Source organism: Actinacidiphila sp. bgisy144, from assembly GCF_057708105.1.
In genome coordinates this window covers 17,279-37,645 of the sequence record NZ_JBYIRM010000054.1, presented here as the reverse complement: position 1 = coordinate 37,645, position 20,367 = coordinate 17,279, and the positions used below count along the sequence as shown (strand labels likewise).

Here is a 20,367-nt window from a genome sequence, read left to right as displayed (position 1 = left end):
CCGCGCGGGGTGGGGTGTGGGCGGTGAGGTCGCGCAGGGCCGCGGAGGCGGCGCGGCGGCCGGAGAAGAGGGCGCCCTGGAGGGTGGAGGTGTCGCGGTGGTCGCCGCAGACGTAGAGGCCGGCGAGGAGGCGGACGGGCCGGCGCAGGTCGTGGGGCGGGGGCATGGCGGGGACGCAGTGCGCGGTGGTGCGCAGGGAGAGCAGGTCCCAGTGGTCGGTGGAGGTGCCATAGAGGTCCGCGAGGTGGGCGCGGACGGTCTTGTCGTCGGAGCCGTCCGGCGGGGGGCCGAGGAGGACGGAGGTGACGAGGGTGCGGCCCCGCGGAGCACGGGTCGGGTCGACGGCGGTGGCCGCGTAGGTGTGGGAGACCGGCCCGAGGCGGTCGGCGTCGAGGACGAGGACGGGCTCGCGCAGGGGCGCCGTGGGTGCGGTGGGCGCGGCGTGGTGGACCACGGTGACGGGGTGGAAGCCGGGCACGCGCAGCCCCGGCAGGAGCGCGGCGGCCGCGTGGGCGTCGGTGGCGACGACCACGCCGCGGCAGGGGAGTTCGGCGCCGTCGGTGGTGTGCACGGCGTTGGCGGCGACGTGGGCGGCGCGCACCCCGAACCGTATGGTGCCCGGCGGGAGGGCGGCGGCGAGCCGTTCGGGCAGACGGGCGGCGCCGCCCACCGGCAGGCAGGACCGGCCCCGGGCGAAGCCGCGCAGCACGATGTCGGCCACCCGGCTGGACGTGCCGAGTTCGGCGTCGCACAGCAGCGCGGCGAGCAGCGGCCGCAGGAAGTGCTCGACCGTGCGGGGCGCGAAGCCGCGCCCGGAAAGCGCGAGGGCGGCGGTGCTCTCGGGGCGGGCGGTGATGCGGTGGGTGGGGGTGGCGGCGAGCCGGTCGAGCGCGGTGCCGAGCCGGGCCCGGTCGCGGGCCGAGCCGAAGGACGCGCGGGTGCCGCGGGGCCCGCCGACCCGGAAGGCGCGGCCGGCGGAGTGGACGAGCGCGCCGGGCGCGAGCGGGGCCAGCGGCAGCCCGCGCAACCCGCGGGTGCGGGACAGCTCGGGGTAGGCGGTGTTGAGCAGTTGGGGCCCGCGGTCGAGCCGGAAGCCGTCCACGCTGTCGGTGGCCATCCGCCCGCCGACGCGTTCGGTGGCCTCCAGGACGGTGACGCGCATCCCCCCTTCGGTCAGGTGGTGCGCGGCGGCCAGGCCGGCCGGTCCGGCGCCGATGACGATCACGTCCGTGGCCGCGGCCGTGCTGTGCGGGCGTGCTGGTGCGAGCACGATGCCCCTCCCGAGGTCGGGTCCGATCCCCGCTCGCGCCCGCGCGGGGGGCGGGGGCGGGCGGGTGCGGCAGGCGGCCCTGCTCCGCCGACGCACCGTCAACTGCCCGCTTCCGCCCGGCGGCCGGCCGTCGGCACCGGCCCGCGCGAAACGCTGCTAAAGGTCATGCCCTCATCAAAGGCAAAGGATGCGGGGCGGATCGGCCCGATCCGGCCCTTTCCGGCGAGCTTTCCGGCCGTACGACCCCGCACGCACCGCCGCCGGCGTACGGCCGCTGGGCCCCCACCGTACGGCCGCGCTGCCGCGCTCCTCAGACCTGGTTGCGCGGGGGCAGCGCCGCCTTGATCGCCCCGTCGATGTCCGGGTGCGCGAACGGGAACCCGGCGTCCAGCAGCCGCTTGGGCCGCACCCGCTGACTGCCCGTCACGTCGCCGGCGAACTCCCCGAGCACCGCGCGCAGCGCGAACGACGGCACCGGCAGCACCGTCGGCCGGTGCAGCACCCGCCCCATCGCCGCGGTGATCTCGCTGTTGGTGCGTGGGTCCGGCGCGGTCAGGTTCACCGGCCCGGACAGCTCCTCGTGGTCGATGGCGAACCGCAGCGCGGCGATCTCGTCGGCGAGCGAGATGAAGCTCCAGTACTGCCGCCCGCTGCCCAGCCGCCCGCCCAGCCCGGCCCGGAAGAACGGGAACAGCGCGCCCCACGCCCCGCCCTGCGGCGAGACCACCAGGCCGGTGCGCGCGTGCACCGTGCGGATGCCGGCCGCGCGCGCCGGGTCGGCCGCCGCCTCCCACGCCTGGACCAGGTCGGCCAGGAAGCCGCTGCCCGCCGGGCTGTCCTCGTCCACGAAGCGGTCGCCGGTGTCGCCGTAGTAGCCGATCGCGCTGCCGGCCACCAGCACCCGCGGCTTCGGGTCGAGCGCGGCCATCGCCCGCGCGATCGTGGCGGTGCCGTCCACCCGGCTGTCGAGGAGCACCTTCTTGCGCCGGTCGCTCCAGCGCCGCGCCGCGACCGGCGCACCCGCCAGGTGGACGACCGCGTCGCAGCCCGCGAGCGCCCCTTCGTCCACGGTGCCCGCCCGCGGGTCCCAGCGGGCCTCTCCGGGGCCGGCCGGGGCGCGCCGGACCAGCGCGACCACCTCATGGCCGTCGGCCGTCAGAGAGGCGGACAGGGCGGAGCCGATCAGCCCGGAGGCGCCGGTGACTGCGATACGCATGGGGGCCATTGTGCCCGGTCGCCCCGGCGCGCTACCCGAAGCGCGCCCACAGCTGCGGGAAGCGCTCCGCCATCGCCGCGTCGTCGTCGAAGTCCGGGCGCACGCCCTCCGGGTCCTGGCGCGGCGGCAGCTCCAGATCCGGCAGCCGCACCCCGGTCAGCTGCTCGTACGCCTCGTCGGCGGCGTACCCCAGGTCCTCGGCGTCGCCGTCGGCCTCGGGGTCGAACTCCGGGACCAGGAACGCCAGGTCGTCCGGGGCGTGCAGGGCGCCCTCGAAGACGTGCCGGCCCTGGCCGATCAGCCAGCACCGGAAGAAGTCGAACGCGTCCTCGTCCACCCCGCCCAGCATGACGTCCGCGGCGCCCCACAGCTCCCACGACAGCGCCCGGTTGAACCGCGTCTCGAAGTGCCGCGCGAAGTCCAGCACGGCGTCCGGGTCGAGGCCGGCCAGCCGTTCCACCACCAGGTCGGCCTGCTCCTCCGGATCGCCCTCCGCCGCCTCACGCGCCCGGTCGACGATCTCCCAGAACTCCGTCTCGTCCATCACGCGTCCAGCTTCCCGTGCGGCGATACCCCGTGCAACGCGACCACGCTACTGCGCGGCGGCCGTATCGAGGGGCCCGGGCAGGTGCGCGACCGGCCCGCCGCCGGCGGGCGGCCCCACGAACGGGTGACGGGGCACCCGGGAAGGTCACGCCAGCCGCAGCTGGTAGGCCACGGTACGCCGCAGCGGCCGGAAGCCGAGCGCGGCGTTCACCGCCAGCATGTGCCGGTTGTCGTCCGCCGTGTTCGTGACGACCTCCGCCACCTCGGGGTGGCCGTCGACCAGGTGCCGCAGCATCGCGGACTTCAGCCACAGCCCCAGCCCGTGCCCGCGGTGTGCGGGCAGCACCGCGGTGTCGAGCTGCTTGGCGCGGGCCCCGCCGCCGGCGGCGGCCTCGGCGGGCAGCGTCAGCTTGGTGTACCCGGCCACGGACCCGTCGGCGACGCTGACCGCCGCGTGGTTGAGCAGCCGCTCACCGCGCCGGGCCGCCAACTCCGCGGTCCTGCGCACCCGCTCGGCGTCCCACTGGGTCCACGTCACGGCCAGGCCGCCGGTCGGCTGGTCCGCCAGCCCGGCCCGGGCAGCGGCGAAGGAGTCCGCGAGCGCGTCCGGCGGCGCGCCCTCCCAGGACGCCAGCCGGTAGCCGGGGTGCGGCACGTCCGGCAGCTTCACGATCCGCTCCGGTATCTCGGCCAGCAGCAGCCGCTGCCAGGTCAGCCGGAGCGCGGGCACGAAGTCCCGGGTGGACAGGAAGCTCTCGCCCGGGGTGCCGGCCAGTACCTCCGTCGACAGCCGGCGGCAGTTCTCCTCGGCCGCCGCGGCCACCACGGTGGTCAGCAGCCGCGACCCCATGCCCATCCTGCGGTGCGCGGGATGGACGGTCAGCTCCACCGACGCCAGGCGGCCGCTGTTCTCGGCGGTCGGCAGCCGCAGCTTCGCCGTCGCCACCCCCTCGCCGTTCGCGCCGTACGCCAGCCACAGCGCCAGCCGGCTGCCGGGCCCGACGGTGGTCAGCGCGGTGCGCACCTCGGCGAGGGTCGGCAGCGGTTCGCCCGGGCGGTCGTGGGCGAGCGCCGCGGACCGCACCCGGTGCCACGCGCGGACGTCGTCGTCGGTGGGGGAGGTCAGCCGCCGGTGTTTGGTAGGCATCCGGGGGAACCTAACCGGTCGGTGTAGGTGCCCGCAATCCCTTCCGCGGCGCGGATTCCCACGTCACGGCGGCCGCCGTACGAAAACGCGCCGTTCCCGGCGGGCGCGTTTCGCACCGGATGCGACCCATGCCCGGACATGCGCCGGCGGCGGGCCCCTCCGGTCAGGGACCCGCCGCCGTACCGCGTTCACCGGCCGGACCGGGCGGCACCCGGAACCGGACGGCACACCGTGCCTCAGAGCCCGTAGCGCTCCGCGGCCTCCTTCACCGTCTCCGGCTTGACCTCGCCGCGCCGGGCCAGCGCCGCCAGCGCCTGCACGGTCAGCGACTGCGGGTCCACGCCGAAGTGCCGGCGGGCCGCCTCACGCGTGTCGGAGAGCCCGAACCCGTCGGTGCCCACCGACGTCCAGTCCTGCTCCACCCACGGCGCGATCTGGTCCGGCACCGCCCGCATCCAGTCGCTGACGGCGACCACGGGCCCCGGCGCGCCGGCCAGCGCCCGGGTCACGTACGGCACCCGGTCCTCGCCGCGCAGCCGCGCCGCGTCGCACGCCAGCGCCTCGCGCCGCAGCTCCGTCCACGACGGCGCCGACCACACGTCCGCGGCCACACCCCAGTCCTCGGCGAGCAGCCGCTGCGCCTCCAGCGCCCAGTGGATCGCGGTGCCCGACGCCAGCAGCTGCGTGCGCGGGGCGTCCGCGGCGGCGGGCGCCGCCTCCTGGTAGCGGTAGAGGCCCTTGATGATGCCCTCCTCCACGCCCTCGGGCATGGCGGGCTGCACCTTCGGCTCGTTGTACACCGTCAGGTAGTAGAAGACGTCCTGGTCCTCGCCCTCGACGGCCGGACCGTACATCCGCCGCAGGCCCTCACGGACGATCACCGCGACCTCGAACGCGAACGCCGGGTCGTAGGAGATCGCCGCCGGGTTGGTGGAGGCGAGCAGGTGCGAGTGGCCGTCGGCGTGCTGGAGGCCCTCACCGGTCATCGTGGTGCGGCCCGCGGTGGCGCCGATCACGAAGCCGCGGCCGAGCTGGTCGGCGAGCGCCCAGAACTGGTCCGCGGTCCGCTGGAACCCGAACATCGAGTAGAAGATGTAGAACGGGATCATCGGCTCGCCGTGGGTGGCGTACGACGTGGCCGCGGCGGTGAAGTCGGCGAGCGAACCGGCCTCGGTGATCCCCTCGTTGAGGATCTGGCCGTCCTTCGCCTCCTTGTAGTACAGCAGCTGGTCGCGGTCGACCGGGTCGTACGTCTGGCCCTTCGGCGAGTACAGCCCGGCGGACGGGAAGAGCGACTCCATGCCGAAGGTGCGGGCCTCGTCGGGCACGACCGGCACCCAGCGGCGCCCGGTCTCCTTCTCCCGCATCAGGTCCTTCACCAGCCGGACGAACGCCATGGTGGTGGCGATCTCCTGGCTGCCGGACCCCTTCTCCAGCGGCTTGTACGCCTTCTCCGGCGGCAGCGGCAGCGGTGCGGCCGCCACCTTGCGGGCCGGCGCGGGACCGCCCAGGGCCGCCCGGCGCTCGCGCAGGTACTGGATCTCGGGGGAGTTCTCGCCCGGGTGCCAGTACGGCACCACGTCCGCGTCCAGCGCGCTGTCCGGGATCGGCAGCTCCAGCAGGTCGCGCATGGCGCGGAACTGCGTGCCGGTGAGCTTCTTCATCTGGTGGTTGGCGTTGCGCGACTCGAAGCCGGCGCCGAGCGTGTAGCCCTTCACCGTCTGCGCGAGGATCACCGTGGGCGCGCCCTTGTGCTCCATCGCCGCGCGGTAGGCCGCGTACACCTTGCGCGGCTCGTGGCCGGCGCGCGAGGTCTGGAACAGCTCCAGCAGCTTGGCGTCGGTGAGCTTCGCGCCGATGGTGCGCAGCGAGGCGTCCGCACCGAAGAAGTGGTCGCGCAGGTAGGCCGCGTCGCGGGTGGCGTACGTCTGGAACTGCGCGTCCGGGGTCTCCCGCAGGCGCCGCAGCAGCGCGCCGTCGGTGTCCTGGGCCAGCACCTCGTCCCAGGCCGCGCCCCACAGCGCCTTCACCACGTGCCAGCCGGCGGCGCGGAACTGCGCCTCCAGCTCCTGCACGATCTTGAAGTTCGGGCGGACCGGGCCGTCCAGCCGCTGGAGGTTGCAGTTGATGACGTAGGTCAGGTTGTCCAGGCCCTCGCGGGCGGCGAGCGCCAGGGCGGCGGTCGACTCCGGCTCGTCCATCTCGCCGTCGCCGAGGAACGCCCACACGTGCGAGCCGGACGTGTCCTTGATGCCGCGGTGCTCCAGGTAGCGGTTGAACCGCGCCTGGTAGATCGCCGAGAGCGGGCCGAGGCCCATGGACACGGTCGGGAACTCCCACAGCCACGGCAGCCGCCGCGGGTGCGGGTAGGACGGCAGGCCGTCGCCGCCGGCCTCCTGGCGGAAGCGGTCCAGGTGCGCCTCGGTGAGGCGGCCGTCGAGGAACGCGCGGGCGTAGATGCCGGGGGAGGCGTGGCCCTGGATGTAGAGCTGGTCGCCGCTGCCGGCGCCCTCCTTGCCGTGGAAGAAGTGCTGGAACCCGGTCTCGTAGAGCCAGGCGGCCGAGGCGAAGGTGGCGATGTGGCCGCCGAGGCCGAGTTTGCTGCCGCGGGTGACCATCGCCGCCGCGTTCCAGCGGTTCCAGGCGGTGATCCGCGCCTCCAGCGCCTCGTCACCCGGGTAGGCGGGTTCGGCGGCGGTGGGGATGGTGTTGATGTACTCGGTCTCCAGCGGCGTCGGCAGGCTCAGGCCGCTCTCGCTACCGCTCTCCAGGGTGCGGCGCATCAGGTACGCCGCCCTGTGCGGGCCCGCGGCCTTGGCGACCGCGTCCAGGGACGCGCGCCATTCCGCGGTCTCCTCCGGGTCGATGTCGGGGATCTGGTCGAGCTGACTCGGCCGGGTACGGCCTACGGCGTCAGGCATGGGTGTGTGCCGCCTTCCAGACAACGGAGGGAGGGTGGTGGGAAGTGTGAGTCGGGCACGACAGGAAGCTCCCCGCCGATCGACGTTACGCCGCGATCGATGATCGATCAATGGGTTGCCGGGAAGTAACCACAGGTCGGCACGGGGTGCCAGCCTTCGGGGCACCCAGTGACACCTGGGCTTCGCCTGGGAAACAGCGGTCCACGCCCCGCCCGCCCCACCCTACCGAAGGGGCAGCCGGGCTCCGCTCCGCCCAACGGCAGGCGCCCGCCCCGCGGCTACACCTGCGGGGCGCAGCTCAGCACATGGGACTTGATCAGCTCGCCGATCCGCGGATCGCGGGCGGTGAACGCGTCCACCAGCTCCTGGTGCTCGTCGGCGTAGGCGCGCGGCGCGGGGCTCAGCCAGCGCATCGACAGCGTGGTCCACACCTCGATGCCCAGCGACTCCCACACGTGCAGCAGCACGCCGTTGTCGGCCGCGCGGACCAGCTCGTGGTGGAAGGCGACGGTGTGCCGGACCTGCGCCTCGTCGTCCAGCGCGGCGTCGGCCGCCCGCAGCGCGGCCACCTCGCGCTCCAGCGGGCCCGGGTCCTCAGCCAGCGCGGCCGCCGCCAGCTCCGCCGCGACCTGCTCGAGACCGGCCCGCACCGGGTAGCTCTCCTTGACGTCTGCCGCCGTCAGACCGCGCACCCGCACGCCCTTGTTCGGCGCGGACTCGATCAGCCGCAGCGTCTCCAGCTCCCGCAGCGCCTCACGGACCGGCGTCTGGCTGACCTCCAGCTCGACCGCGATCCGCCGTTCCACGATCCGCTCGCCCGGCTTCCAGCGTCCGCTGACGATGCCGTCGAGGATGTGCTCGCGGATCTGCTCGCGCAGGCTGTGCACGACCAGATGAGGGGCGGCGACTTGGGCCATGGGGGCGCGCTCCTTCGCTGTTGCGTGCCTACGACGATACGACGGGGCGGCCGGGCTGCCGCCGGTCGGGACGGCCCCGAACCCGTGAACGGGCCGGCGCGCCCCTGCCGCGCGGCGGCGCCCCCGCACCCGGTGGGACCGGTTGCGGGGGCGCCGTCAGCACTGCGGTTCAGGCGCGCAACGCGCTCACAGGCCGAGCTCGACCTCGAACTCGCCGGCCTCCAGGATCTCCTTGACCGCGGTCAGGTAGCGGGCCGCGTCGGCACCGTCCACCAGCCGGTGGTCGTAGGAGAGCGACAGGTACGTCATGTCCCGGACGCCGATGACCGTGCCCTCGGCGGTCTCCACGACCACCGGGCGCTTGACGGTCGCGCCGATGCCGAGGATCGCGGCCTGGTTCGGCGGCACGATGACCGTGTCGAACAGCGCACCGCGCGAACCGGTGTTGCTGATCGTGAAGGTCGCGCCCGCCAGGTCGTCCGGGGTGATCTTGCTGGCCCGGACGTTGGCCGCCAGCTCGGCGGTCTTCTTGGCGATGCCCGCGATGTTCAGGTCGCCGGCGCCCTTGATGACCGGGGTCATCAGGCCCTTCTCGGAGTCCACCGCGATCCCGATGTTCTCGGAGTCGAAGTAGGTGATCGTGCCCTCGTCCTCGTTGATACGGGCGTTGATCACCGGGTGGGCCTTGAGCGCCTGGGCGGCGGCCTTGACGAAGAACGGCATCGGGGAGAGCTTCACGCCCTCGCGCGCCGCGAAGGACTCCTTGGCCAGCCCGCGCAGCCGCATGACCCGGGTGACGTCCACCTCGACCACGCTGGTCAGCTGCGCCTGCGAGTGCAGGGCCTTCATCATGTTGTCGCCGATGACCTTGCGCATCCGGGTCATCTTGACCGTCTGGCCGCGCAGCGGCGACACCTCGACGGACTTCGCCGCCTTGGGCGCGGCGGCAGCGGGAGCGGCCGGCGTCGCGGCGGCCTTGGCGGCCTCCGCGGCGGCGAGCACGTCCTGCTTGCGGATACGGCCGCCGACGCCGGTGCCCCGCACCGAGCCGAGGTCCACGCCGCTCTCGGCGGCGAGCTTGCGGACCAGCGGAGTGACGTAGGCGCCGTCACCGGCCGGGGCCGCCGGAGCCGGAGCGGGCGCGGCCGGGGCGGGCTGGGCCACCGGAGCGGGGGCCGGAGCCGGAGCCGGAGCAGCGGGCGCCGGAGCAGCGGGTGCCGGAGCGGCCGGGGCGGGCGCGGCCGGAGCCGGCGGGGCCGCCTGAGCGGGCGCCGGGGCGGCGGGCGCGGGAGCCGGGGCCGCCGGAGCCGGGGCGGGCGCGGCAGGCGCGGGGGCAGCGGCCGGAGCGGCACCGGCCGCACCGACGACCGCCAGCTTCGCGCCGACCTCGGCCGTCTCGTCCTCCTGGACCAGGATCTCCAGCAGGGTGCCGGAGACCGGCGACGGGATCTCGGTGTCGACCTTGTCCGTGGAGACCTCGAGCAGCGGCTCGTCGGCCTCGACGCTCTCGCCGACCGCCTTCAGCCAGCGGGTGACGGTGCCCTCGGTGACGGACTCGCCGAGCGCGGGCAGCACCACGTCGGTGCCGGACGCGCCGGAGGCGCCGGCGGCCGCCTGCGCGGTCGGGGCCGGGGCGGGGGCCGCGGCCTCGGTGGACGGCGTCGCGGCGGCCGGGGTCGGCGCGGGCGCCGGCTCCGGGGCGGGCTCGGCCGCGGGGGCCGCCGGGGCGGCGGGGGCGCCCGAGCCGTCGTCGATCACGGCCAGCTCGGCGCCGACCTCGACCGTCTCGTCCTCGGCGACCTTGATGGACGCCAGGACGCCCGACGCGGGAGAGGGGATCTCGGTGTCGACCTTGTCGGTCGAGACCTCGAGCAGGGGCTCGTCGGCCTCGACCCGCTCACCTTCGGCCTTCAGCCAGCGGGTGACGGTGCCCTCGGTCACGCTCTCGCCGAGCGCCGGCAGGGTTACGGAAACCGCCATGGTTGCGGTTGCTCCTAACGATCTGTGCGGATGGGTGGCGTGTTCGAGGGTCAGTCGTGCGAGTGCAGGGGCTTGCCGGCAAGCGCCAGGTGCGCCTCGCCGAGCGCCTCGCTCTGCGTCGGGTGGGCGTGGATGAGCTGCGCGACCTCGGCGGGCAGCGCCTCCCAGTTGTAGATCAGCTGGGCCTCGCCGACCTGCTCGCCCATCCGGTCGCCGACCATGTGCACGCCCACGACCGCGCCGTCGCGCACCTGGACCAGCTTGACCTCGCCCGAGGTCTTGAGGATCTTGCTCTTGCCGTTGCCGGCGAGGTTGTACTTGAGCGTGACGACCTTGTCCGCGCCGTACACCTCCTTGGCCTTCGCCTCGCTGAGGCCCATGGAGGCGACCTCGGGGTGGCAGTAGGTCACGCGCGGCACGCCGTCGTAGTCGATCGGCACCGGCTTGAGGCCGGCCACCCGCTCGGCGACGAGGATGCCCTCGGCGAAGCCGACGTGCGCGAGCTGGAGGGTGGGCACCAGGTCGCCCACCGCGGAGATGGTCGGCACGTTGGTGCGCATGTACTCGTCGACCAGGACGTAGCCGCGGTCCATCGCGACGCCCTGCTCCTCGTAGCCGAGGTTCTGCGAGACCGGGCCGCGGCCGATGGCGACGAGCAGCACCTCCGCCTCGAAGGTCTTGCCGTCGGCCAGGGTGACCTTGACGCCGTTGTCGGTGTACTCGGCGCCCTGGAAGAAGGTGCCCAGGTTGAACTTGATGCCGCGCTTGCGGAAGGCCCGCTCCAGCAGCTTCGAGCTGTTCTCGTCCTCGACCGGCACCAGGTGGGGCAGGCCCTCGACGATCGTCACGTCGGTGCCGAAGGACTTCCACGCCGAGGCGAACTCGACGCCGATCACGCCGCCGCCCAGGATGATCGCCGACTGCGGCACCCGGTCCAGGACCAGGGCGTGGTCGGAGGAGATGATCCGGTTGCCGTCGATGGTCAGGCCCGGCAGCGAGCGCGGTACGGACCCGGTCGCCAGCACGATGTGCCGGCCCTGGATGCGCTGGCCGTTCACGTCCACCGAGGTGGGGGAGGAGAGCCGGCCCTCACCCTCGATGTAGGTGACCTTGCGCGAGGCCACGAGGCCCTGCAGGCCCTTGTACAGGCCGGAGATCACGTCGTCCTTGTACTTGTGGACGGCCGCGATGTCGATGCCCTCGAAGGTCGCCCGCACACCGAACTGCTCGCTCTCGCGGGCCTGGTCGGCGATCTCGCCGGCGTGCAGGAGCGCCTTGGTGGGGATGCAGCCCTGGTGCAGACAGGTGCCCCCGAGCTTGTTCTTCTCGATCAGGGCGACGTCGAGTCCAAGCTGTGCGGCACGCAGGGCAGCCGCGTAACCGCCACTGCCACCGCCGAGGATCACTAGGTCGAAAACAGTGCTGGCGTCGTTCGCCACGTCACGTCCTCCATGCATGGGGTTCGCCGGAGCCGGTCCACCTAGACCGGACGGCGGCTTTGGTTCGGCCGCTTTGTCTCAAAGGGGGCCCTGTCGTGCCGACCCACATCTTCGCACTTGTTGGCGGCCGGTGAGGCATCGGGCCGGGCGGTGTGACGCAGCAGGCGCGTAGCACGTACGGCCCCGGGTGATTCACCCGGGGCCGCGTGTGAGCTAACTCACGGCGTTTTTCTCTGCCCACCTCTTTGCCGACCGGCGCGGTCAACGGGCGCCGGTCAGAGCAGCTCGCCCTCGGCGGCGGTACGGGCGAGGCCCACGAGGGTGCGGACGGCGCTGCCGGTGCCGCCCTTGGGGGTGTAGCCGAAGGGCGCGCCCTCGTGGAAGGCCGGGCCGGCGATGTCGAGGTGCGCCCAGGAGATGCCCTCGCCGACGAACTCGCGCAGGAAGAGCCCGGCGATCAGCCCGCCGCCGGGCCGCACGCCCATGTTCGCGATGTCGGCCACCGGCGAGTCGAACGTCTTGCGCAGCTGCTGCGGCAGCGGCATCGGCCAGGAGTCCTCGCCCTCGGCGAGCGCCACGGCGTGCACCTTGGAGCGGAAGTCGTCGTCGTTGGACATGATCCCGAACCGGCCGTCGCCCAGCGCGAGCACCATCGCCCCGGTCAGCGTCGCCACGTCCACGATCGCGTCCGGCGACTCCTCGGAGGCGCGGGCCAGCGCGTCGGCCAGCACCAGGCGGCCCTCGGCGTCGGTGTTGAGCACCTCGACGGTCTTGCCGCTGTACATCTTCAGCACGTCGCCGGGGCGGGTCGCGTTGCCGCCGGGCATGTTCTCGGCCAGCGCCAGCCAGCCGGTCACGTTGACCGCCAGCCCGAGCTTCGCGGTGGCCAGCACCGCGCCGAACACGGCGGCCGCGCCGCTCATGTCGCACTTCATCGTCTCGTTGTGCCCCGGCGGCTTCAGGGAGATGCCGCCCGAGTCGTAGGTGATGCCCTTGCCGACGAAGGCGAGCGAGACGGTCGCGTCGGGGTGCGTGTAGGCGACCTTGACCAGGCGGGGCGGGGTGGCCGAGCCGCGGCCGACGCCGATGAGGCCGCCGTAGCCGCCCTTGGCGAGCGCCTTCTCGTCCAGCACCTCGACCTTCAGGCCGTGCTCCTTGCCGGCCTGCTGGGCGAGGGCGGCGAACGCGGTCGGCGTGAGGTCGTTCGGCGGGGTGTTGATCAGGTCGCGGGCCCGGTTGACCTCTTCGGCGACCGCGACGGCGCGCGCGGCGGCGGCCTTGTGCTCCTTGTCGCGCGGCTTGGCGCCGGTCACGGTGACCTCGCCGAGCGCGCCCTTCGTGTCCCCGGACCGGTAGGTGGTGAAGGTGTACGCGCCCAGCAGCGCACCGGTGCCGACGGCTTCCACGTCGGCGGCGGAAGCGGCGGGCAGGGCGAAGACCGCCTTCCTGGCGCCGGCCAGGGTGCGGGCGGCGACGCCCGCGGCCTTGCGGAGGGCGTCCGCGTCGTACGGCTCGCCGTCTCCCGCGGGTTCGCCGAGGCCGACCGCGAGCACCACGGGAGCCTTCACGCCGTCGGGGGAGGGCACCTTGGTCGACTCGCCCTCGGCGCCGGACGCGCCCAGGGTCTCGAGGACGGCGGCCAGCTTGCCGCCGAACGCGTCGTCCACGGCGTCCGCTCCCGGCGCCAGGCGCGGGCCTTTCGGGCCCTTGGTCACGCCTACGACGACGGCATCCGCGCGCAGCGCTGCGGCGGAGGAGGCGCTTAGTGTCAGTGCAGTCACGGTGGGTGGGGTCCTAACGGTCGAAGGTGTGCGGGCCACCACGACGCCGGAGCAGCCCTCCGTCGAGCCTACGCTGCCGAGTTGCGGCTCAGCGGGCGGGCAGGCGGACGTGTCCGCATCCCGCTGCGGCGGGGCGGACCACGCGGTCAGCGCAGCGACAGGACGAGGAGGGCGCAGGTCGCGGCGGTCTCGCACAGGGCGCCGAACACGTCGCCGGTCACCCCGCCGAAGCGGGTGCGGCAGCGGCGCAGCAGCGACTCGGCGGCGGTGGCGGCGAGGGCCGCGGCGAGCAGGAAGCGGAGCCAGGTCAGGCCCGCAAAGCCCGCGCCGGCGAGTGCGGCGAGCCCGGCGCACCCCGCGGCGACGGTCCACGCGGTACGGGGGGACAGCACGCCGGCGACGGCCGCGCCGAGGCCGCCCGGGCGGGCCGCCGGTATCCCGCGGCGGGCCGCGAGCGTCATCGCGGCGCGTCCCGCGACAGCGCCGGCCACCGCGGACACCGCGCCGTACACCCACCCGTGCCCGTAGCAGGCGGTCAAGGCGGCGACCTGGCCCAGCAGCACCAGGACCAGGGTCAGTACGCCGAACGGTCCGATGTCCGAGCGCTTCATGATGTCCAGTGCCTGCGCGGGGGGCTTGCCGCTGCCCAGCCCATCGGCGGTGTCGGCGAGGCCGTCGAGGTGCAGGCCCCGGGTCAGCACGGCCGGGACGGCGACCGCGCCCACCGCCGACAGCAGCGCGCTCGCGCCGACCGCGTGCAGGCCCGCGCCGACCGCGCCCGCGACCGCGCCCACCGCCACCCCCACCAACGGCGCCGCCCGCATGCCGCCCCGCGCGGCCTCCCGATCCCACCGCGTCACCCGTACGGGCACCACCGTCAATGTCCCGAACGCGAACCTCAACCCGTCCCCACCAGCCACCCCAGGAGGCTACCCGCCCCCGCCCAGCCCAGCGCCCGCCTCCCCCCAAGGAAGACGGCCACCGCCGGGACCGCGCAGGGGGTTCACCCGTCCAAGGGTTCCTCGCCGAAGATCTCCTCGGCCGTCGTCGCGGTGAGCGCGCGGCGGAACCACACGTCGACCACGGCGGGGTCTTCGCACGCGGCGGCCTTCGCGTGCTGCTCGTCGGTGAGGGTGATCCCACGGGATTCGACGAGAATGAACAGACCCCGCGTAATGCCCTCCGCCCGGAGCTTCTGGGAGGAAGCGGAGCGGAAGAAGGAGGTGTCGATGGCCATGAGGTCCTTCCAAATCTGTGCTGCCGGGCCGGTGCCCAGGCCGAGTTCGGTGAGTTCGCGGAAGATCGTCGCGGTGTCGTCGTCGAGCGTCCGGAGCGCGGAGCTCAGTGCCTTCAACATGGTATCCGCGTCGCGGCTGTGACCGTGGGTGATGGCGGAGAAGACGGCGAGCGGGATGTCGCGGACGGCGTCGTCGGGGTCGGTGATGACGGGGACGTTGTGGGGGCCGAGCACGAGGGGGCGCACGGTCATGCTGCGCCACTGGGGTATCCCGTAGTGGAAGGGCCCCTCGGCCCAGCGGGCCGTCCGCTCGTCCTGGCAGGTGACCAGGAGGACCGCCGGCTTGCCGTACTTGGTGTGCAGGTAGCTGAGGTAGTACGCCCAACTGGCGCACTTGCCGGCGTCCTTGCGTCGCTGGGACTCGATGGCGAGCAGATAGCTCTCGCCGTCGGCGCTGTCGATCTGGAGGAGGGTGTCGATACGGCGCTCGACCGGCATGAGCTCGGTGGCGTCGGGCGACAGCAGGGAGACCGCGACCGGCTCGGCCAAGGGGAGGCCGAGCCGGTCGAAGGTCCGGGCGAAGATGCCGGCGTCCTCTTGGAAGATCCGGTGCATCGCCTCATGTGACGAGGTGACCATGCGCACAGAACGTAGCGGGCCGTTCCTGTGCGGAAATGGTTATCCGGCGGTATTTCGCATGGTCTTTCGATTCGGGCAATTCGTCCGCTCAAAGGCTCCGGTCAGTGCAGTGCGAACTTCTGCGCCGCGGAGCCGTTGCAGTCCCAGATCTGGAGCCGTGTCCCGTTGGCGGTGGCGCCGCTGGGCGAGTCGAGGCAGCGGCCGGACTGCGGGTTGAGCAGCGACCCGTCGGACTGCTGCTGCCACACCTGGCCGCCGACACCGTTGCAGTCCCACAGCTCGACCTGGGTGCCGTTGGCCGTGCCGTTGCCGTTGATGTCGAGGCAGCGGCCGATCGTGCTGAGCGAGCCGTTGGTGTGGTGGGTCCAGAACTGGTCCTCGGCGTAGGACTGGCAGTTCCACAGCTGCACCGCGGAGTAGTCCGTCCCGGTGTCGTCGGCCGCGACGTCCACGCACTGGCCGCCCGGGCCGATGATGTTGCCCTGGTTGCCGTTGGGCACGTTCGTCTCACCGGAGTACCCGACGGACACCACGTTCGCCTGTACCGCGTTCTCGGCCGCGTCGGTCGGGTAGCCCGAGACCATCACGCCCTCGAAGAAGGTGCCCCTGTTGCGGTTGCTGTTGTCACCGCCGGTGCCCAGGATGATCCCGCCTTCCTGGTGCATCGGCATGTAGCCGCCTCTGGTCGGCAGCGACCCGTTCCACCATGTCGACAGGCCCCCGGACTGGGAGTTGCCGCCCTTCAGGGCGTATGTCGTCTGCCCGTTGTTCTTCAGCACCGCGGTGACGAAGGCGCTGCTGTTCCCGGCGTTGGCGGTGTTGGAGCCGTTGTCGCCCTGGAACATGCCGTTCTCCATGTCCGCCTCGACCCAGGGGCCCGAGCCGGTGCACGGCGAGAAGTAGCAGGTGGTGGCGATGGACACGGCGTCCATGTGGCCGTTGCCGGTGTCGGAGGCGGTGGCCTCGGCGTTGCCGTAGTCGAAGCAGCAGTCGGACCCGACGTGGGTGCCGCTGGCCACCATGTAGGCGCCCTCGGCCTGGCCGTTGACGGCGGTGCCGGACGCGGCGCCGTTGGAGCGGTAGCCGACACCCGGCGAGATCCAGATGCCGTAGACCTTGTGCCCGCCCGCGGTGACGGACAGCTCGCTCGCGTCCGCGCCGCGGTCGGCGCTGCCGGCGGTGCCGGCCGGACCCGGGTTGAGGTCGTTGTGCCGCGAGGTCTGGTCGTAGACCTTGCTGATGCTGCACGTGGTGTCCGCGCAGAAACTGTCCTGCGCGGCCGCGTTGGCGTAACCGCCCTGCGCGAGCAGGCCGATGTCGGTCTTGGCGCCGTCGGAGGAGCGTGTCACCTGGTACAGCGGGCCGTTGTACGAGGCGAACAGCGCGCGGGTGGTGCTGTGCGCGGCGACACAGGGGGTGCCGGCGGCGGCGTAGATGTCGCACGGCAGCGAGCCGGCGGCGTGCGCGGCCGTGCCCGGCAGGCCGATCAGCGCGCCGAGGACGAGTGCGAGGGCCGCGACGGCCGACATCAGGGCGGCGCGCAGCCGTGGGACGAGGCGGCGTCCCGCGGGCGCGGCGGAGACTCTTTGCATGGCTCGCTCCTGGAGGTGGGGGGTGGTGGAGCTTGCTTCAACAGGCCGCGCCGACCGCCGAGTTCACGTGCGTCCCGGCGGCGCTTGACGGCTCGCTCGGAAGGTACGCGCGCTGGTTGGTTCGGTCAATATTTGTTGCTTTCATTTTTTGGGAGCGCGATCAGCTGTCCGAATCTGTGGGTTTCCGTCGGCCGGACTGCTGGACCGCCGGTGCAACTCAGGGGCGTTGGGGGCGGACGAGCCCCGACTCGTAGGCGGCCACGACGAGTTGCGCGCGGTCGTGGGCGGCGAGCTTGGCCATCGTGTGGTTGATGTGCGTCTTGACGGTCAGCGGACTGACCCCGAGGCGGGCGGCGATCGCGTCGTTCGGCAGGCCGCCGGCGACCTCGACGAGCACCTCCCGCTCCCGCGAGGTGAGGGTGTCCATGCCCGGCACGGTGCGCGGCTCGTCGTCGGCGCCGTGCTGCTGGGCGACGAACCGCGAGATCAGGCTCTTCGTGGCGGCGGGGGACAGCAGCGCCTCACCCTTGGCCACGGTACGGATCGCGCAGAGCAGTTCGTCCGGCTCCGCGCCCTTCCCGAGGAACCCGGAGGCCCCGGCCAGGATCGCCCGCACCACGTACTCGTCCGCCTCGAAGGTGGTCAGCACCAGTACCGCGGTACCGGCGAGCGAGGGGTCGGCGACGATCTCCCGGGTGGCCGCGATCCCGTCGGTGCCCGGCATCCGGATGTCCATCAGCACCACGTCCGGCCGCTCGGCCCGCGCCAGCAGCACCGCCTCGGCGCCGTCCGCCGCCTCGCCCACCACGGCCATGTCCGGCTCGGACTCCACCAGGACGCGCAACGCGCCCCGCAGCAGTGCCTGGTCGTCGGCGATCAGCACCTTCACCGTCTCGGGCGCGGGCGGTGCCGGGTGATCGGGAGGGAGCGCCATACCGGTCAGGTTACGGGGACGGCGCCGCGGACCCGTGCGGGGGCACCGCCAGCGGCAGCCGCACCGACACCCGGAAGCCGCCGCCGGGCCGGGCGCCGGTGCGGCAGACCCCGCCGAGCGCCGAGGCGCGTTCGTGCATGCCCAGCAGCCCGTGCCCGCCGCCGGAGCCGGCACCGGAGTCGCCACCCGCACCCGCACCCGCCCCCGCCCCCGCACCCGCACCCGCACCCGCCCCCGTACGGTCCTGGGCCGCAGCCGTACGCTCCCGCCCCGTACGGTCGCGCTCCGCCCGCTCCCGCCCCGCGCCGCCGTCCGGCTCCGGCAGCGGCCCGCCGAACAGCGGCGGCGCCCCGGGCGCGGCCTCCGGCACGCCGTCGTCGTCGACCACGACCCGCAGCTCGCCGTCGGCCCGGCTGATCCGCACCACCGCGCCCGCCCGCGGGCCGGCGTGCTTCTGCACGTTCGTCAGCGACTCCTGGATCACCCGGTAGGCGGTCAGGTCCACCGACGCGGGCAGCGCGGCCGGCTCCTCGCCGTCCGGCCCGGGGCGCTCGTGGCCGTCGCACTCGACGGTGACGCGCAGCCCCGCCCGCCGGAAGCCGTCCAGCAACTGGTCGAGCACCGCCAGGCCCGGCGCGGGCTCCATCGGCGCCTCGGGCTCGCCGGACTGCCGCAGCAGCCCCACGGTGGTGCGCAGTTCGGCCAGCGCGGTCCGGCTGGCCTCCCGGACGTGGGCGAGGGCCTGCTTGGCCTGGTCCGGACGCGAGTCCATGACGTGCGCGGCCACCCCCGCCTGCACGTTGACCAGCGCGATGTGGTGGGCGACGACATCGTGCAGCTCGCGGGCGATCCGCATCCGCTCCTCCGCGACCCGCCGCCGCGCCTCCTGCTCCCGGCTGCGCTCGGCCCGCTCGGCGCGCTCCTTGATCGCGGCGATGTACGCGCGGCGGCTGCGGACGGCGTCACCGGCCGCGGCGGCCATCCCGGTCCAGGCGAAGACCGCGAAGTTCGCCTGGCCGTACCAGGGGCCGTTGCCGAAGGACATCGCCAGCGCCGTCAGGCCGACGCACACCGCGAGCCCGGTCAGCCACGTGGTGTGGCGGTCGGTCCTGGCCGCGACCGTGTACAGCGCCATCGCCGCCGCGAGGATCACCGGGACCCGGCCGTCGGCCGGGCGCAGCGCGATGAACAGCGCGGACAGCGCGCAGGTGAAGACGAGCACCGACCACGGTGCGGTGCGGCGCAGGCACAGCGACGCGCACGCGGGCGCGGCGAGGCCGACGTCGACCGCGGTCAGCTGGTAGGTGTCCGAGCCGAGGACGCTGCTCAGCAGGATCAGCACGAACACGGCCGACGCGAGAGCGGCGTCGGCCGTGCTGTGGTGCGCCCGCAGCCACTGCCACGGTGCGAGGACTCCCGATGGGTACTGCACGGTCAGCAACGGTAACCCCGCCACCTGGGTGCCAGGCCGCCCCCGCCGGCCCGCCGTCCCTGGTCAGCCGGGGATGAGGCCGTCGTCGTCGAGCATGGCGCGGACCGTCTCCAGGGTGGCGTCGGGGGCGGGGAGGATGAGCTCGGAGGGGAGCAGGGCGTCGTCGGGAAGGGGCTCGCCGAATCCGCGGACGCCGTCGAGGAGGGCGCCCAGGGTGCGGCGGAAAGCGGGCTCGTCGCCGGACTGGACGGCGGCGAGCAGTTCGTTGTCGAGCGTGTTGAGCTCGGTGAGGTGGGACTCGTCCACCCGCACCTGGCCCTCCCCCATGATCCGTACGATCATGACGGCCTCCTCCGTGACGGTGCGGTCCAGTGCCTACTGCTTGTCGAACCGGGGCCGGTCCTGGGGCTGGCCCTGGGCGCCCTGGCCGTTCTGGCCGCCCTCGATCGCCGGGGTGCTGCTGCTGCCGCCGGCCAGCTCGGCCTTCATCCGCTGGAGCTCCAGCTCGACGTCGCTGCCGCCGGAGAGCCGGTCCAGCTCCGCCTGGAGGTCGTCCTTGCCCAGGCCGCTCGGGTCGTCCAGGGCACCGGAGGCCATCAGCTCGTCGAGGGCGCCGGCCCGCGCGCGCAGCTGCTCGGTCTTGTCCTCGGCCCGCTGGATCGCCATGCCGACGTCGCCCATCTCCTCGGAGATGCCGGAGAAGGCCTCGCCGATCTGGGTCTGCGCCTGGGCGGCGGTGTAGGTGGCCTTGATGGTCTCCTTCTTCGTCCGGAAGGCGTCCACCTTGGCCTGGAGCCGCTGGGAGGCGAGCGTGAGCTTCTCCTCCTCGCCCTGGAGCTGCGTGTGCTGCGTCTCCAGGTCGGTGACCTGCTGCTGGAGCGCGGACCGGCGCGAGAGCGCCTCACGGGCCAGGTCCTCCCGGCCGAGCGCGAGCGCCTTGCGGCCCTGGTCCTCGTAGGTGGACGACTTCTTCTGCAACTCGTTGAGCTGCAACTCCAGCCGCTTGCGGGACGTGGCCACGTCGGCGACCCCGCGGCGCACCTTCTGCAGCAGTTCGAGCTGCTTCTGGTACGAGTAGTCGAGGGTCTCGCGCGGGTCCTCGGCCCGGTCCAGGGCCTTGTTGGCCTTCGCGCGGAAGATCATTCCCATCCGCTTCATGACACCGCTCATGGGCCTCGCGCGCCCCCTTCTCGGCAACTGCTCCAGCACGTCTACAGACACCAGCCTACGGGCCTCGGTTCCATTACCGCACTGTTCGGGACCGGATGTGCTCATCCCCAGGGACGATCACGGTTCGGCGACCTAGCGCCCAAGGA

The 20,367-nt window shown here is 73.6% G+C and carries 16 protein-coding genes; all 16 read right to left on the bottom strand.

Annotated elements, in window-relative coordinates; genetic code table 11:
- Positions 1–1,270, bottom strand: a 1,270-nt coding sequence (locus tag AC3EVP_RS35590) for an FAD-dependent oxidoreductase (protein WP_435137580.1), incomplete at its 3' end; no start/stop codon positions are given.
- 310 nt (positions 1,271–1,580) lie between these two features.
- Complete coding sequence (locus AC3EVP_RS35585) at positions 1,581–2,486, bottom strand: TIGR01777 family oxidoreductase (protein ID WP_335984128.1); 906 nt, start codon at positions 2,484–2,486, stop codon at positions 1,581–1,583.
- Positions 2,487–2,517: 31 nt separating this feature from the next.
- Entirely contained in the window at positions 2,518–3,030 is a 513-nt protein-coding gene (locus tag AC3EVP_RS35580; RefSeq protein ID WP_335984148.1) for a DUF4240 domain-containing protein, read from the bottom strand.
- A gap of 147 nt (positions 3,031–3,177) precedes the next feature.
- Entirely contained in the window at positions 3,178–4,179 is a 1,002-nt protein-coding gene (locus AC3EVP_RS35575; RefSeq protein WP_435137576.1) for a GNAT family N-acetyltransferase, read from the bottom strand.
- A 236-nt stretch (positions 4,180–4,415) separates the two neighbouring features.
- Positions 4,416–7,100 carry a pyruvate dehydrogenase (acetyl-transferring), homodimeric type gene (aceE, locus tag AC3EVP_RS35570; RefSeq protein WP_435137573.1) on the bottom strand — a complete coding sequence of 895 codons (2,685 nt, stop codon included), beginning with the start codon at positions 7,098–7,100 and terminating at the stop codon, positions 4,416–4,418.
- 278 nt (positions 7,101–7,378) lie between these two features.
- On the bottom strand, positions 7,379–8,017 hold the full coding sequence (locus AC3EVP_RS35565) for a GntR family transcriptional regulator (protein ID WP_335984133.1): 639 nt from the start codon (positions 8,015–8,017) through the stop codon (positions 7,379–7,381).
- 186 nt (positions 8,018–8,203) lie between these two features.
- Positions 8,204–9,997, bottom strand: coding sequence for a 2-oxoglutarate dehydrogenase, E2 component, dihydrolipoamide succinyltransferase (gene sucB / locus AC3EVP_RS35560; RefSeq protein WP_435137570.1), 1,794 nt, complete (start codon positions 9,995–9,997; stop codon positions 8,204–8,206).
- Positions 9,998–10,047: 50 nt separating this feature from the next.
- Positions 10,048–11,436, bottom strand: coding sequence for a dihydrolipoyl dehydrogenase (gene lpdA, locus AC3EVP_RS35555; RefSeq protein WP_335984135.1), 1,389 nt, complete (start codon positions 11,434–11,436; stop codon positions 10,048–10,050).
- Between the two features lie 275 nt (positions 11,437–11,711).
- Positions 11,712–13,217 (bottom strand): leucyl aminopeptidase, encoded by a 1,506-nt coding sequence (locus AC3EVP_RS35550; RefSeq protein ID WP_335984136.1) that lies wholly within the window; start codon positions 13,215–13,217, stop codon positions 11,712–11,714.
- Between the two features lie 146 nt (positions 13,218–13,363).
- Entirely contained in the window at positions 13,364–14,137 is a 774-nt protein-coding gene (locus AC3EVP_RS35545; protein ID WP_435137567.1) for an adenosylcobinamide-GDP ribazoletransferase, read from the bottom strand.
- 83 nt (positions 14,138–14,220) lie between these two features.
- Positions 14,221–15,093, bottom strand: a complete 873-nt coding sequence (locus AC3EVP_RS35540; RefSeq protein WP_435137564.1) for a hypothetical protein — start codon at positions 15,091–15,093, stop codon at positions 14,221–14,223.
- Positions 15,094–15,194: 101 nt separating this feature from the next.
- On the bottom strand, positions 15,195–16,685 hold the full coding sequence (locus tag AC3EVP_RS35535) for an arabinofuranosidase catalytic domain-containing protein (RefSeq protein WP_435137561.1): 1,491 nt from the start codon (positions 16,683–16,685) through the stop codon (positions 15,195–15,197).
- Between the two features lie 217 nt (positions 16,686–16,902).
- The gene (locus AC3EVP_RS35530; protein WP_435137558.1) at positions 16,903–17,619 is read right to left on the bottom strand and encodes a response regulator transcription factor; all 717 of its coding nucleotides are present in this window, start codon (positions 17,617–17,619) and stop codon (positions 16,903–16,905) included.
- Positions 17,620–17,629: 10 nt separating this feature from the next.
- Positions 17,630–19,051 carry a sensor histidine kinase gene (locus AC3EVP_RS35525; RefSeq protein ID WP_435137555.1) on the bottom strand — a complete coding sequence of 474 codons (1,422 nt, stop codon included), beginning with the start codon at positions 19,049–19,051 and terminating at the stop codon, positions 17,630–17,632.
- Between the two features lie 63 nt (positions 19,052–19,114).
- The gene (pspAA, locus tag AC3EVP_RS35520) at positions 19,115–19,393 is read right to left on the bottom strand and encodes a PspA-associated protein PspAA (RefSeq protein WP_435137552.1); all 279 of its coding nucleotides are present in this window, start codon (positions 19,391–19,393) and stop codon (positions 19,115–19,117) included.
- Positions 19,394–19,426: 33 nt separating this feature from the next.
- On the bottom strand, positions 19,427–20,221 hold the full coding sequence (locus AC3EVP_RS35515) for a PspA/IM30 family protein (protein ID WP_435137549.1): 795 nt from the start codon (positions 20,219–20,221) through the stop codon (positions 19,427–19,429).
- Positions 20,222–20,367: the final 146 nt, after the last annotated feature.